At 71.0% G+C, this 12,230-nt stretch carries 12 protein-coding genes; 3 read left to right on the forward strand and 9 right to left on the reverse strand.

Annotation, left to right across the window (positions count from 1 at the left end):
* Window positions 1-18: 18 nt before the first annotated feature.
* On the reverse strand, window positions 19-609 hold the full coding sequence (locus AB0F38_RS19025) for a 2'-5' RNA ligase family protein (protein ID WP_361894216.1): 591 nt from the start codon (window positions 607-609) through the stop codon (window positions 19-21).
* Window positions 610-710: 101 nt separating this feature from the next.
* Complete coding sequence (gene trpS / locus AB0F38_RS19030) at window positions 711-1,724, reverse strand: tryptophan--tRNA ligase (RefSeq protein ID WP_361894219.1); 1,014 nt, start codon at window positions 1,722-1,724, stop codon at window positions 711-713.
* Between the two features lie 222 nt (window positions 1,725-1,946).
* Between trpS and rocD the strand changes: the two genes are divergently transcribed.
* Entirely contained in the window at window positions 1,947-3,152 is a 1,206-nt protein-coding gene (rocD, locus tag AB0F38_RS19035) for an ornithine--oxo-acid transaminase (RefSeq protein ID WP_361894222.1), read from the forward strand.
* 73 nt (window positions 3,153-3,225) lie between these two features.
* On the opposite strand, the gene AB0F38_RS19040 is transcribed toward rocD, so the two are convergent.
* The 3 genes from AB0F38_RS19040 to AB0F38_RS19050 form a co-directional block, all read right to left on the reverse strand.
* A complete protein-coding gene (locus tag AB0F38_RS19040; RefSeq protein ID WP_361894225.1) occupies window positions 3,226-4,413 on the reverse strand; it encodes a glutathionylspermidine synthase family protein in 1,188 nt (395 codons plus the stop codon).
* 6 nt (window positions 4,414-4,419) lie between these two features.
* A complete protein-coding gene (locus tag AB0F38_RS19045; RefSeq protein ID WP_361894228.1) occupies window positions 4,420-4,695 on the reverse strand; it encodes a hypothetical protein in 276 nt (91 codons plus the stop codon).
* 135 nt (window positions 4,696-4,830) lie between these two features.
* Window positions 4,831-6,228 carry a PLP-dependent aminotransferase family protein gene (locus AB0F38_RS19050; RefSeq protein ID WP_361894230.1) on the reverse strand — a complete coding sequence of 466 codons (1,398 nt, stop codon included), beginning with the start codon at window positions 6,226-6,228 and terminating at the stop codon, window positions 4,831-4,833.
* 47 nt (window positions 6,229-6,275) lie between these two features.
* Between AB0F38_RS19050 and AB0F38_RS19055 the strand changes: the two genes are divergently transcribed.
* On the forward strand, window positions 6,276-6,788 hold the full coding sequence (locus AB0F38_RS19055; protein WP_361894233.1) for a carboxymuconolactone decarboxylase family protein: 513 nt from the start codon (window positions 6,276-6,278) through the stop codon (window positions 6,786-6,788).
* Window positions 6,789-6,893: 105 nt separating this feature from the next.
* Here the strand turns inward: AB0F38_RS19055 and AB0F38_RS19060 are convergent, their stop codons facing one another.
* The 3 genes from AB0F38_RS19060 to AB0F38_RS19070 form a co-directional block, all read right to left on the reverse strand.
* On the reverse strand, window positions 6,894-7,883 hold the full coding sequence (locus tag AB0F38_RS19060; protein ID WP_361894236.1) for a malate dehydrogenase: 990 nt from the start codon (window positions 7,881-7,883) through the stop codon (window positions 6,894-6,896).
* Between the two features lie 484 nt (window positions 7,884-8,367).
* Complete coding sequence (locus tag AB0F38_RS19065; protein WP_361894239.1) at window positions 8,368-8,928, reverse strand: DUF3017 domain-containing protein; 561 nt, start codon at window positions 8,926-8,928, stop codon at window positions 8,368-8,370.
* A gap of 20 nt (window positions 8,929-8,948) precedes the next feature.
* Window positions 8,949-9,824 carry a bifunctional methylenetetrahydrofolate dehydrogenase/methenyltetrahydrofolate cyclohydrolase gene (locus AB0F38_RS19070; RefSeq protein WP_361894242.1) on the reverse strand — a complete coding sequence of 292 codons (876 nt, stop codon included), beginning with the start codon at window positions 9,822-9,824 and terminating at the stop codon, window positions 8,949-8,951.
* 235 nt (window positions 9,825-10,059) lie between these two features.
* Between AB0F38_RS19070 and AB0F38_RS19075 the strand changes: the two genes are divergently transcribed.
* On the forward strand, window positions 10,060-10,653 hold the full coding sequence (locus AB0F38_RS19075) for a hypothetical protein (protein WP_361894245.1): 594 nt from the start codon (window positions 10,060-10,062) through the stop codon (window positions 10,651-10,653).
* 61 nt (window positions 10,654-10,714) lie between these two features.
* Here AB0F38_RS19075 and AB0F38_RS19080 read toward each other — a convergent pair whose 3' ends face one another.
* Window positions 10,715-12,211, reverse strand: coding sequence for a DUF2079 domain-containing protein (locus AB0F38_RS19080; RefSeq protein ID WP_361894247.1), 1,497 nt, complete (start codon window positions 12,209-12,211; stop codon window positions 10,715-10,717).
* Window positions 12,212-12,230 lie beyond the last annotated feature (19 nt).

Consider the following 12,230-nt stretch of genomic DNA (forward strand, 5'->3'; position numbering starts at 1 on the left):
GCCGTGCCGCCGAGGGGGTCAGGACCGCAGAGAGGGCTGGTCCACGGAGCAGCCGCCCTGGACGGGTACGGCGGGTGTCCCGCCGCCCGCCCGGAACGGGAACTCGTTGATCTTGCGCCAGACGCCGTCCGCGCCCTGTTCGTACAGCGCGAAGGAACCGCAGGTCCAGGCCGCCTCGTACGAGGAGAGCTCCTCGTACGCGCGGTCCATGGCCTCCTCGGCGATGCCGTGCGCCACGGTCACGTGTGGGTGGTACGGGAACTGGAGCTCGCGGACCAGGGGGCCCGAGGCCTCCCGGATCCGCTCCTGGAGCCAGGAACAGGCCGAGGCGCCCTCGACGACCTGGACGAAGACGACCGGCGTCAGCGGCCGGAAGGTGCCCGTCCCGGACAGCCGCACCGGGAAAGGGCGGCCGGCCGTGGCGATCTGGGCGAGGTGCGCCTCGATCGCCGGCAGGTCGGCCGCCGCGGCCTCGGTCGGCGGGAGAAGGGTGACATGGGTGGGAATGCCGTATGCGGCAGGGTCCCCGAAGCTCGCGCGCCGCTCCTGGAGCAGGCTGCCGTAGGGCTCCGGGACCGCGATCGAAACGCCGAGCGTTACGGTCCCCACATCGTTCTCCTCAATCGTCGATGGTCGGTTTTCGGTCGTGCCGGCACGCGTGCCGACGTCAGTGTGACCCCTGGGCCGTCATCTCGCCAGGGTCCTGGGACTCAGTGCTTCGCGGGCAGGAGTCCCATGCGGTCGTAGGTCTGCGCCAGCGTCTCGGCGGCGACGGTCCTGGCCTTCTCCGCTCCCTTGGCCAGGAGCGAGTCCAGCGTCTCCGGGTCGTCCAGGTATTCCTGCGTACGGGTGCGGAAGGGGGTGACGAACTCCACCATGACCTCGGCGAGGTCGGTCTTGAGCGCGCCGTAGCCCTGGCCCTCGTACTTCTGTTCCAGATCGGCGACGGCGGTGCCGGTGAGCGTGGAGTAGATGGTCAGGAGGTTGCTGACGCCGGGCTTCTTCTCCGCGTCGAAGCGGATCACGGTGTCCGTGTCGGTGACCGCGCTCCTGACCTTCTTGGCGGTGACCTTCGGGTCGTCCAGGAGGTTGATGAGGCCCTTCGGCGTGGACGCCGACTTGCTCATCTTGACCGCCGGGTCCTGGAGGTCGAAGATCTTCGCCGTCTCCTTGAGGATGTACGGCGACGGAACGGTGAAGGTCTGCCCGAAGCGGCCGTTGAAGCGCTCGGCGAGGTCGCGCGTGAGCTCGATGTGCTGGCGCTGGTCCTCGCCGACCGGCACCTGGTTGGCCTGGTACAGCAGGATGTCGGCCACCTGGAGGATCGGGTAGGTGAAGAGGCCCACGGTCGCCCGGTCGGTGCCCTGCCTGGCGGACTTGTCCTTGAACTGGGTCATGCGGGACGCCTCGCCGAAACCGGTGAGGCAGTTCATGATCCAGCCGAGCTGGGCGTGTTCGGGCACATGACTCTGGACGAAGAGCGTGCAGCGATCGGGGTCGACCCCGGCGGCCAGCAGCTGGGCGGCGGCGAGCCGGGTGTTGGCCCGCAGCTCCGCGGGGTCCTGCGGGACGGTGATCGCGTGCAGGTCCACCACCATGTAGAAGGCGTCGTGGGACTCCTGCAGCGCCACCCACTGGCGGACCGCGCCGAGGTAGTTGCCGAGGTGGAACGAGCCTGCGGTGGGCTGGATTCCGGAGAGCACGCGGGGTCGATCAGAGGCCATGGACCCATTGTCTCAGGTGCGGAAGGGATCTCCGGCAGCCGGTGCGGCGAAGACCGGGGGCGCACGGGGGCCCGCCGACGGCGGACCGCGGCAGGCGGCGGGGGAATCGCGGCAGGGGCGCACGAGGGGCGCGCCGCGCGGCGGAGGTTTCCCCGGCCGTGGCGCGACCGACGATACAAAGTGGGCACACCCCGCCCACGCCGCACGACGAACGGAGATCCCGTGTCGACCACGGAGAACGCCATCGCCTCCGCCGAGGCGCACAGTGCGCACAACTACCACCCGTTGCCGGTCGTCATCGCCTCGGCGGACGGCGCCTGGATGACCGATGTCGAGGGCCGCCGGTACCTGGACATGCTCGCCGGCTATTCGGCGCTCAATTTCGGCCACGGCAACCGGCGCCTGATCGACGCCGCCAAGGCCCAGCTGGAGCGTGTGACGCTGACCTCGCGCGCCTTCCACCACGACCGGTTCGCCGACTTCTGCACGCAGCTCGCCGAGCTGTGCGGCATGGAGATGGTCCTGCCCATGAACACCGGGGCGGAGGCTGTGGAGACGGCCGTGAAGACCGCGCGCAAGTGGGGCTACCGCGTGAAGGGCGTCCCGGACGGCATGGCCAAGATCATCGTCGCCGCCGACAACTTCCACGGCAGGACGACCACCATCATCAGCTTCTCCACGGACCCCGAGGCGCGGGCCGACTTCGGTCCGTACACACCCGGGTTCGAGATCGTGCCGTACGGGGACCTGACCGCGCTCGCCGCCGCGATGACGGAGAACACGGTGGCGGTCCTGATGGAGCCGATCCAGGGCGAGGCCGGCGTGCTGGTGCCGCCGGCGGGCTATCTCGCCGGGGTACGGGAGCTGACCCGGGAACGGAACGTGCTGTTCGTCGCGGACGAGATCCAGTCGGGGCTCGGCCGCACCGGCCGGACCTTCGCGCTGGAGCACGAGGGCGTCGTACCCGACATGTACGTGCTGGGCAAGGCGCTGGGCGGCGGTGTCGTGCCGGTGTCGGCCGTGGTCTCGTCGGCCGCGGTGCTGGGTGTCCACCGCCCCGGCGAGCACGGATCCACGTTCGGCGGGAATCCGCTGGCGTGCGCCGTGGCCCTGGAGGTGATCGCGATGCTGCGCACCGGTGAGTTCCAGCAGCGGGCGGCGGAGCTGGGTGACCATCTGCACCGCGAGCTCGGGCTGCTGGCCGGCGGGGGCGCGGTGAAGGCCGTGCGGGGCCGGGGGCTGTGGGCGGGCGTCGACATCGCCCCGGAGCTCGGGACGGGCCGGGAGATCTCGGAGAAGCTGATGGACCGCGGCGTGCTGGTCAAGGACACCCACGGCTCCACGATCCGGATCGCCCCGCCGCTGATGATCAGCAAGGAGGACCTGGACTGGGGCCTGGACCAGCTCCGCGGCGTCCTGGCGGGCTAGGGGTCTCGTCCGGGTCAGGGCGCGAATTCAGGCCCGACCCGGACGAAAGGCCCGGGCCCGCCCGGGACGGGGGTCAGAGGATGACGTGGGGCAGGAAGCGGGCGTACTCGTCCGTGACCGGACCCGCCGATTCCCGGATGCCGAGCCCGGCGGCCTCGTTCTCGACCACCCAGGCGCCGAGCACGACGCGGTTGCCCGCGAAGTCGGGGAGCGGCGCGAGCTCCTGGTAGCAGCAGGGTTCGTCGCGGAGCACCGGTGCGCTGCCCGGCTCGTGGAGCGTGACTCCGGCGCCCTCGCGGCCGAGCAGGGGCTTGGCCACGTAGCCCGCGCCTTGCTCGGCGGCCAGTTCCCTGGGGCCGTCGAGGTAGGCGGGCAGCAGATTGGGGTGCCCTGGATACAGCTCCCACAGGACGGCCAGCAGCGCCTTGTTGGAGAGCAGCATCTTCCAGGCAGGCTCGATCCAGCAGGTGGTGCCGGTGCCGCCCCCGTTGTCGAGGGTGTCCAGGACGTGCGGCCCGAACCGGTCGGTCGTCAGCCACTCCCAGGGGTAGAGCTTGAAGCAGCTGCGGATGAAGCGGAGCTTCTCGTCGACGAAGCGGCCGGTCAGACGGTCCCAGCCGATCCTCTCGACGGAGAGCGCCTCGGTGTCGATCCCGGCCTGTGCCGCGGTCTCACGGAGGTAGGCGACCGTCATCAGGTCCTCGCCCAGCTCGTCGCCGTCGGAGTGGGCGAAGTGCAGGGGTCCTGGCGGCAGCAGCGCCGCCTGCCGCTTCCATGCGCCGACGAGGCGCTCGTGCAGGGAGTTCCACTGGTCGGCGCCGGGGAAGCGCTCCTCCATCCAGAACCACTGGGGGCTGGCGGCCTCCACCAGCGACGTGGGGGTGTCGGCGTTGTACTCCAGCATCTTCGCCGGGCCACCGCCGTCGTAGCGCAGGTCGAACCGGCCGTACAGGGAGGGGAGTTCGTCGCGGCGCCGCCAGGACTCGGCGACCAGTCCCGCCAGCCGGCGGTCGGTGATGCCCAGATCGGTGAAGCGGTCGTGCTCGACGATGTGCGCGGCCGCGGCCAGGCACATGGTGTGGAGCTCCTCCACGACTTCTTCCAGCGCTTCGACCTCGGGCAGCGAGAAGACGTAGTAGGCGCTCTCGTCCCAGTACGGGCGCAGCGTTCCGTCCGGGTAACGGGTCAGGGGGTAGATCAGCCCCTGTTCCTCGACGGTCTCCTGCCAGCCGGGCCGCGGCTCGACGGTGCGACGCTCCACGACGTCTCAGCCGCCGCTGGACCCGGAGGAACCGAATCCGCCGCTCTCGACCGCGGACTTGTTGAAGCTGCCTCCGGAGACCCGGTTGCCGGAGCTGCTGCCGCCGTAGTAGTACGAACCACTGCCGCTGCTGTCACTGCACTCGTAGCTCGGCAGGATCTCCTGGGTCACCGGGTCCACGCACCGCCTGTCCGGTTCCGACCCGCAGGAGGTGAGCGTCGCCGCGAGCACCCCCATGCCGCCGAGCATCACGGTGCCCGACCTCAGCCTGCGCCTGTCCATGTTCTGTTCTCCCCCGTCGTACCGCGAGACATGGGGCTGCCAGTCAGCCACCGAACTTGCAGTCAGATTAGATGCATGACTGTCTCGGCTGAAATCCGGTGCACCCGTCGCCCCCGCACGTACGGGCGTCCGCGCCTACGGCAGCACCCGGCAGAGCGCTTCCAGGGCACCCGCCCATCCGCTCTCCGACGGAGATCCGTAGCCGATCACCAGCCCCTCACGGCCGTCAACGTCGGGATGCCGGAAGCGCGAGAGCCGCTCCAGGGCGAGCCCCTGCCAGGCCGCTGCCTGGACCACCGCCTGTTCGGTGCCCTCGGGGAGTTCGAGCACGGCGTGCAGCCCGGCCGCGATCCCGCTCACCCGGAAGGCCGGGGCCCGTTCGGCGAGTGCCTCGACGAGCTGGTCGCGGCGGCGCCGGTAGCGCAGCCGCATCGCACGCACATGGCGGTCGTACGCCCCCGACGCGATGAACTCCGCGAGCGCCAGCTGCTCCAGCACCCCGGACGTCCAGCCGATACCGCCCTTCGCCGCTTCCACCTCCCCCACCAGTCCCCGCGGCAGCACCATCCAGCCCAGCCGCAGCGCGGGCGCCAGCGACTTGCTGGCCGTCCCCATGTAGACGACCCGTTCCGGATCGAGGGCCTGGAGCGCGCCCACCGGCTGCCGGTCGTAGCGGAACTCCCCGTCGTAGTCGTCCTCCAGGACCAGCCCCTGCGTGGACCGCGCCCAGTCGATCACCGCGGTCCGCCGCCCGGAATGGAGCGGGACGCCGGTCGGGAACTGGTGCGCGGGGGTCAGCAGCACCGCGCCCACACTCCGCATCCCGCCCAGCTCCCCGGTGACGGCGCCGAGCCCGTCCACGGGCAGGCACGGGGTGCGCAGTCCCGACCGGGCCAGCAGATCCCGGTGGATGTCGAGCCCGTACGACTCGACGGCCGTCTCCCGCACCCGGCGCTGCCGCATCACCTGTCCCATCAGCATCAGGCCGTGGACGAACCCGGAGCAGATCACGATGCGTCCGGGGTCGGCGTACACCCCGCGTGCCCGCGCCAGGTACTCCGCCAGTGCGGTGCGCAGCTCGATGCGGCCCTGCGGATCGGCGTACCCGAAGGACTCGTCCGGGGCGGCGGTGAGCGCGCGCCGGGCGGCCTTGAGCCATTGCGCGCGCGGGAACGAGGAGAGGTCCGGCGATCCGGGCACGAGGGTGTGAGCGGGCCGCCGCGCCTGCCGTGACGGCGGCGTCCGCGCGGCGGGCGCGGCCGCGGCGGCGGCACGCCGGGCGACCCTGGTCCCCGAGCCCTGCCGCGCGGTGAGCCAGCCCTCGGCGACGAGCTCGGCGTAGGCGTCGGCGACGGTGTTGCGGGCCACCCCGAGGTCGGCGGCGAGCGTCCGCGACGAGGGCAGCCTGGTGCCGGGGGCCAGCCGCCCCGTGCGCACGGCCTCCCTCAGCGCCCCCATCAGCCCGCTGCGCAGCCCCGCGCCGACGGGTTCGAGGTGCAGGTCGGCACCGAAAGCGGCCCAGGAATCCGTCATGGAAATGGACCATACCGCTGCGCCAACCGCGCCGTAGCGTCTTAGGCATGACACCCCGTGAACACCAGCACACGCCTACCGGTCACGCCCCCGAGCACCCCGCCCGTCTCGCGTGGGCCCAGCTCGCCCCCGATGTCTACAAGGCCATGGTCCGCCTCGACGTGGCCTCCCGTAAGGGCCTCGACCCGACGCTGCTCGAACTGGTGAAGGTACGCGCCTCGCAGCTCAACCGCTGCGCGCTCTGCCTGGACATGCACACCAAGGACGCGCTCGCCGCGGGCGAGTCCGTCGAACGGATCGTCCAGCTCAGCGCCTGGGAGGAGTCGCGGCACTTCTACACGGAGCGGGAGCTGGCGGCGATCGGGCTGACGGAGGCGGTGACGGTCCTGACCGACGGCTTCGTACCGGACGAGGTGTACGCGAAGGCCGCCGAGCACTTCGAGGAGGCGGAGCTGGCTCAGCTGATCGCCGCCATCACGGTGATCAACGCGTGGAACCGCTTCGGTGTGACCACCCGTCAGGTGCCCGGCCGTTACACGCCCGGTGACATCAAGCACTGACGGCGCCCGCTCCTCCGGACGGCCGCGCGACGGCCGGGCCCGTACGCGCGAAGGGGCGCCCCCGGCAGCGTGTGCTGCCCGGGGCGCCCCTTCAGGCGTGCCGGATCAGATCAGGCCGAGCTCGCGGACCGCGTCGCGCTCCTCGGTGAGCTCCTGCACCGACGCGTCGATGCGCGCACGGGAGAAGGCGTTGACGTCCAGGCCCTGGACGATCTCGTACGTGCCGTCCTTCGTGGTGACCGGGAAGGAGGAGATGATGCCCTCGGGGACGCCGTAGGAACCGTCCGACGGGACACCCATCGAGGTCCAGTTGCCCTCGGCCGTGCCGTTGACCCAGGTGTGCACGTGGTCGATGGCGGCGTTGGCCGCGGAGGCGGCCGAGGAGGCGCCACGGGCCTCGATGATCGCGGCGCCGCGCTTGGCGACGGTCGGGATGAAGGTGTCGGCCAGCCATGCCTCGTCGTTGACGACCTCGGCGGCGTTCTTGCCCGCGATCTCCGCGTGGAAGATGTCCGGGTACTGGGTCGCCGAGTGGTTGCCCCAGATCGTCAGCCGCTTGATGTCGGAGACGGCGGCGCCGGTCTTGGCGGCCAGCTGCGAGATCGCGCGGTTGTGGTCCAGACGGGTCATCGCCGTGAAGCGCTCCGCCGGTACGTCCGGGGCGGCGGCCTGCGCGATGAGCGCGTTGGTGTTGGCCGGGTTGCCGACGACGAGGACCTTGATGTCGTCCGCGGCGTTGTCGTTGATGGCCTTGCCCTGCGGCTTGAAGATGCCACCGTTGGCGGAGAGCAGGTCACCACGCTCCATGCCCTTCGTGCGCGGGCGCGCGCCGACCAGGAGGGCGACGTTCGCACCGGCGAAGCCGACGTTGGGGTCGTCCGTGATCTCGATGCCGCGCAGCAGCGGGAAGGCGCAGTCGTCGAGCTCCATCGCGGTGCCCTCGGCGGCCTTCAGGCCCTGCGGGATCTCGAGGAGTCGCAGGTTGACCGGCACGTCCGGGCCGAGCAGGTGGCCGGAGGCGATGCGGAAGAGCAGCGCGTAGCCGATCTGGCCGGCTGCGCCGGTCACGGTGACATTCACGGGAGTGCGGGTCATGGCGATCTCCGTTAGACAGCTGGCGGTGGGGGTCCCTGCCCCTGGTGTGGGATACCTCTGAATCTTGACGTGAAGAGATATCCAGCGGTCAGGCTATCCGACCCGCACCTTCCCGGCTGCCCGCCCCCCTGTGGGACCGCGCACAACCGGTCACGTACCGCATCCGGGGCTCCCCACCCGTCCGGCGTGGCGAAGCGGCCTGCCCGGCAGTGCGGGTCGCGCAGGCCCTCGCACATCGTTGCCGGGCGGTCACACGGTGGCGGAATGGTCACTTCCGTGCCACAGGCCCCAGGCATCCCTTGATCCAGGGACCTCATGTACATGACCCTGGAGGCAGGACGGGGCAAGGCCGCTCACGTCGCCTCACCACGGTGCTTCTCGCACCGGTACGCGCCGTCCGGTGTCCGTCCCTCCTCGGGGGAGGGGACGGACACCACCATCACTTCCGGCGGCCGGCCACCCGGCGCGGGGGGCCGGCGGTGTCCTAGCGGATCGTGAAGTGCACGACGTCCTGCAGGATCGGGACATGCAGCCACGGCTCGGGCTGCGCCATCAGCGCGAGCAGCACGATCAGCGCGCCCATGAGGCCGTACGTGACGATGTCGGTGAACCGGGACCGCACGGCCAGCATGCCGACCGAGGGAACGGCCCAGCGCAGCACCGCACCCGCGACGAGGGCCACGCCGATCAGCACCGCCCCGATCCGGAAGGCCTCGGTGAAGGGATCGGTCCCCACGATCAGCAGTCCGGCCCCTGCGGTGCAGAGCACCGTGAGCAGCGGCCACTGCCGCGCGGGGGCGGGCGCGTCCCCCGGTGCCGCCCGGCCGCCGCCTTCGGGGCGGGCGGTGTCGTGGGTCAGTGAGAAGCGGCGCGACGGCGCCCGGGTCGAGGCGCTGCCCTCGGAGCCGCTGCCCTCACCGGCCTCGGCCGTGCCGCCCGGCTCACCGGCCGTACCCGTGGCGGCCTTCTCCTCGGACCCGCCGTCGGCGTCCTCGGCCGCATCGGGGGCGTGCGAACCGTCCGCCGCACTCGTACCAGCACCCATGGCGTTCCTTCCGGTCCCGGTCAGCCGGCAGCCGGGGCAGCGGCCTCGGCGGCGAGTTCGGCCGCCTCGACCACGTTGACCAGCAGCTGGGCGCGGGTCATGGGGCCGACACCCCCGGGGTTCGGCGCGACCCAGGCGGCCACCTCGGCCACACCGGGGTGCACATCGCCGACGATCTTGCCGTTCTCGTCGCGGCTGACGCCGACGTCCAGCACGGCCGCGCCCGGCTTCACGTCCTCGGGCCTGATCAGGTGGGCGACACCGGCGGCGGCCACGATGATGTCCGCCCGGCGCAGGTGCGCCGAGAGGTCGCGGGTGCCGGTGTGGCACTGGGTGACCGTGGCGTTCTCGGACTTGCGGGTCAGCAGCAGCGGAAGCGGCCGCCCGATGGTGACGCCGCGGCCGACGACGACCACGTGCGCGCCGTTGATCTCCACACCGTGACGGCGGAGCAGGGTGACGACTCCCTGCGGGGTGCAGGGCAGCGGGCCGGACTCGTTCAGCACGAGCTTGCCCAGACTCATCGGGTGCAGCCCGTCGGCGTCCTTCGCCGGGTCCATCAGTTCCAGGACGCGGTTGGTGTCGATCCCCTCGGGAAGGGGGAGCTGCACGATGTAGCCCGTGCACTCGGGGTCGGCGTTGAGCTCCCGTACGACGTCCTCGATCTCCTCCTGGGTGGCGGTGCCGGGGAGTTCGCGCTGGATGGACCCCATGCCGACCTCGGCGCAGTCGCGGTGCTTGCCGTTGACGTACCACCGGCTGCCCGGGTCGTCGCCGACGAGGAGCGTCCCCAGGCCGGGTGTGACTCCCCGCGCCTTGAGGGCCGCCACGCGGACGGTCAGATCGGACTTGATCGCAGCTGCGGTGGCCTTGCCATCGAGAATCTGGGCAGTCATGGCACCCATCCTCGCGGATGACCCCGCCCGCGTACCAATTCCGGGTTGCCAGGTGGACGCTTGGTTGCACTTGCACAACACAATCGGCAATCGGCTGGACAGAAAGCCGATGTCAGGACGACGATGAGGCGCGCAGTACCGCGGACAGTGTCGGGGGGACCAGCCGTTCAGATTGCGCAGCGTTCCTCCGCCCGGGCCGCGTCGTCCCCGCACAGTGCAACGGAGGAAACTAGCCATGAGCTTCGGCGACCCCAACAACCCCTACGGCCAGCAGCCGGGCGGGCAGCAGCCGGGCTACGGCTATCCGCAGCAGGCCCCCCAGGGAGTCCCGCAGCAGGGCTACGGCTACCCGCAGGCACCGCCGGTCCAGGGCGGTTACGGCTACCCGGGCGTTCCCACGGAGATGCCCGGCGGAGTGAAGTCCGCGCGCGTCATGCTCTATGTGATCGCCGGTCTGCAGGTCATCGGCGCGATCATATTCGCGATCGCCGCCGCGGCCGTCAACGCCGCGAAGAACGACGCGACCCTGAAGGAGGACGTCCAGTTCCAGCAGCTCGCCGACTACTCCGGCAACGCTCTGTGGGGCATCGTCGCCTTCGCGGTCCTGTGGGGAGTCTTCGCCGTCGTCCTCGCCGCCAAGTTCGGGAAGGGCGGCAACGGGCTGCGCATCACGACCATCGTCTTCGGCGTGATCACCGCGATCCTCGGCATCTACCCGTTCCTCGTGATCGGGCTCGTCCACACGGTTCTCGCCGTCCTGATCATCGTCTTCGTCGCGAAGTCCGACGGCGGTGCGTGGTTCAACCGGCAGCAGCAGCCGCAGTACTGACGGGCGCGCCGGCGCTCCTCGCACGAAGGCCGTGACACCCGCACCCGCGGGTGTGCGGCCTTCAGCCCTTTCCGGGCACCGGCGTCGTCCGCTCCATCACGACGAAGGAACCCGACCGGTGCTTGAGCCGGTAGCGCGCCTCGGGATGGAGCTGCTCGGCGTACGCCACCGGGTCGTCGATCGGCATCGACCAGCCGAAGTCCAGGTTGATCGCGACGACATCGGGCGCGGTCCCCGGGGCTCCGCCGACCCAGTAGACCGTGCGGTCACCGGTCAGGTGCGCCATCAGTGTGATGTCGGTCTCCACGCGCGCACCCACGGGAATGGCGTCCAGCGCCTCTTCGGCCGCAGCGGTGCGCGCGTCGGCGCTGTACGTCTCCGGGCGCAGCAGCTCGCGCAGCGGAAGGTGCTGGGTGAGGGCCACGGCGATCGCGGTGGCGACGGGGACGGCTACGTTCGCGTACGAGACCAGCCAGGGCCGCTTCGAGGCGCGGCTACGGCGGATGCCGTCGGCCATGGCCAGGAAGACCACGGGCATGAGGATCGCGCTGTAGTGCCAGACCATGCCCCAGTGGTTGGCGTCCTGGGACAGCAGACGCCAGCCGAGCGTGGGCACGACGAGCAGGAGCAGCGGGGAGCGCAGCGCCATGAAGGCGGTGATGCCGACCAGGAAGATCAGCATCTCCACCTTGACGGAGGAGCCGAGCGCGCCGAGGACGGAGTCGAGCAGGGAGACCTCCCGCTCACCGTCCTTGTCGATCTTCTTCCAGTAGTCGTACGTCCCCGCACTGCTGGCCGCGGGTATGAGGACGAGGACGGTCAGCGCGAACGCGAACACTCCGTAGGCCGCCAGCAGGAAGCCCTGGACCCGCCGCCCGCGGAGGGCGAGGAGGGCGCCGACGACCGCGACGGTGACCCCGAGGTCCTCCTTGACCAGGACCAGGGGGAGGGACCAGAGGACGACGGCCCGCGAGTGCTCCAGGAGCAGGGCCCGGCAGACGAGTGCGATCAGCGGGACGGCGAGCGCTATCTCGTGGAAGTCGGCCTTCACGGCTTCCTGGAGGCCCCAGGAGAGCCCGTAGGCGACGGTGACACAGAGGCCGGAACGGCCGCCCAGGAGCTGCTGGGCGGTACGCCCGACGATGACGGCGGAGGCGGCGAACAGGGCGGCCTGCGCGAAGAGCAGGGCGACGGCGGACGGCCAGATCCAGTAGAGCGGGACCAGGAGCGCGACCAGCGGGCTGAAGTGGTCGCCGAGGATGAGGTAGCCGGGGCCCTTGATGTCGACGACCGGAGCGTTCAGCCCGGCGTACGCGCGGACCTCCTGCTCGAAGATCCCCAGGTCCCAGGAGGGCGACTGGAAGTGGCTGTACCGCAGGTAGCCGTAAAGGAAGTAGAGCGTGCACAGGAGGGCGGCGACGATCAGGCAGGGGCGCAGCGGTGCCGGGTGCGGCGGGCCGGCGGCCGTCTCCGGCGTGCCGTTCCCGGCCTCGTCCCCGTTCTTGTCGCCGTTCTGGTCCCCGGGCACGTCCGTCCCGCTCTGGTTCAGCTCAAGCAACGATGCCCCCGCAACGGAA

The sequence above is a fragment of the Streptomyces sp. NPDC025273 genome, assembly GCF_040638585.1.
GTDB lineage: Bacteria > Actinomycetota > Actinomycetes > Streptomycetales > Streptomycetaceae > Streptomyces > Streptomyces cinereorectus.

Excerpts from the sequence above, each read along its gene's own strand:
- trpS (WP_361894219.1), bottom strand. The coding sequence starts at position 1,724 with ATGGCCTCTGATCGACCCCGCGTGCTCTCCGGAATCCAGCCCACCGCA.
- AB0F38_RS19045 (WP_361894228.1), bottom strand. The coding sequence starts at position 4,695 with ATGGACAGGCGCAGGCTGAGGTCGGGCACCGTGATGCTCGGCGGCATG.
- AB0F38_RS19050 (WP_361894230.1), bottom strand. The coding sequence starts at position 6,228 with ATGACGGATTCCTGGGCCGCTTTCGGTGCCGACCTGCACCTCGAACCC.
- AB0F38_RS19055 (WP_361894233.1), top strand. The coding sequence starts at position 6,276 with ATGACACCCCGTGAACACCAGCACACGCCTACCGGTCACGCCCCCGAG.
- AB0F38_RS19060 (WP_361894236.1), bottom strand. The coding sequence starts at position 7,883 with ATGACCCGCACTCCCGTGAATGTCACCGTGACCGGCGCAGCCGGCCAG.
- AB0F38_RS19065 (WP_361894239.1), bottom strand. The coding sequence starts at position 8,928 with ATGGGTGCTGGTACGAGTGCGGCGGACGGTTCGCACGCCCCCGATGCG.
- AB0F38_RS19070 (WP_361894242.1), bottom strand. The coding sequence starts at position 9,824 with ATGACTGCCCAGATTCTCGATGGCAAGGCCACCGCAGCTGCGATCAAG.
- AB0F38_RS19075 (WP_361894245.1), top strand. The coding sequence starts at position 10,060 with ATGAGCTTCGGCGACCCCAACAACCCCTACGGCCAGCAGCCGGGCGGG.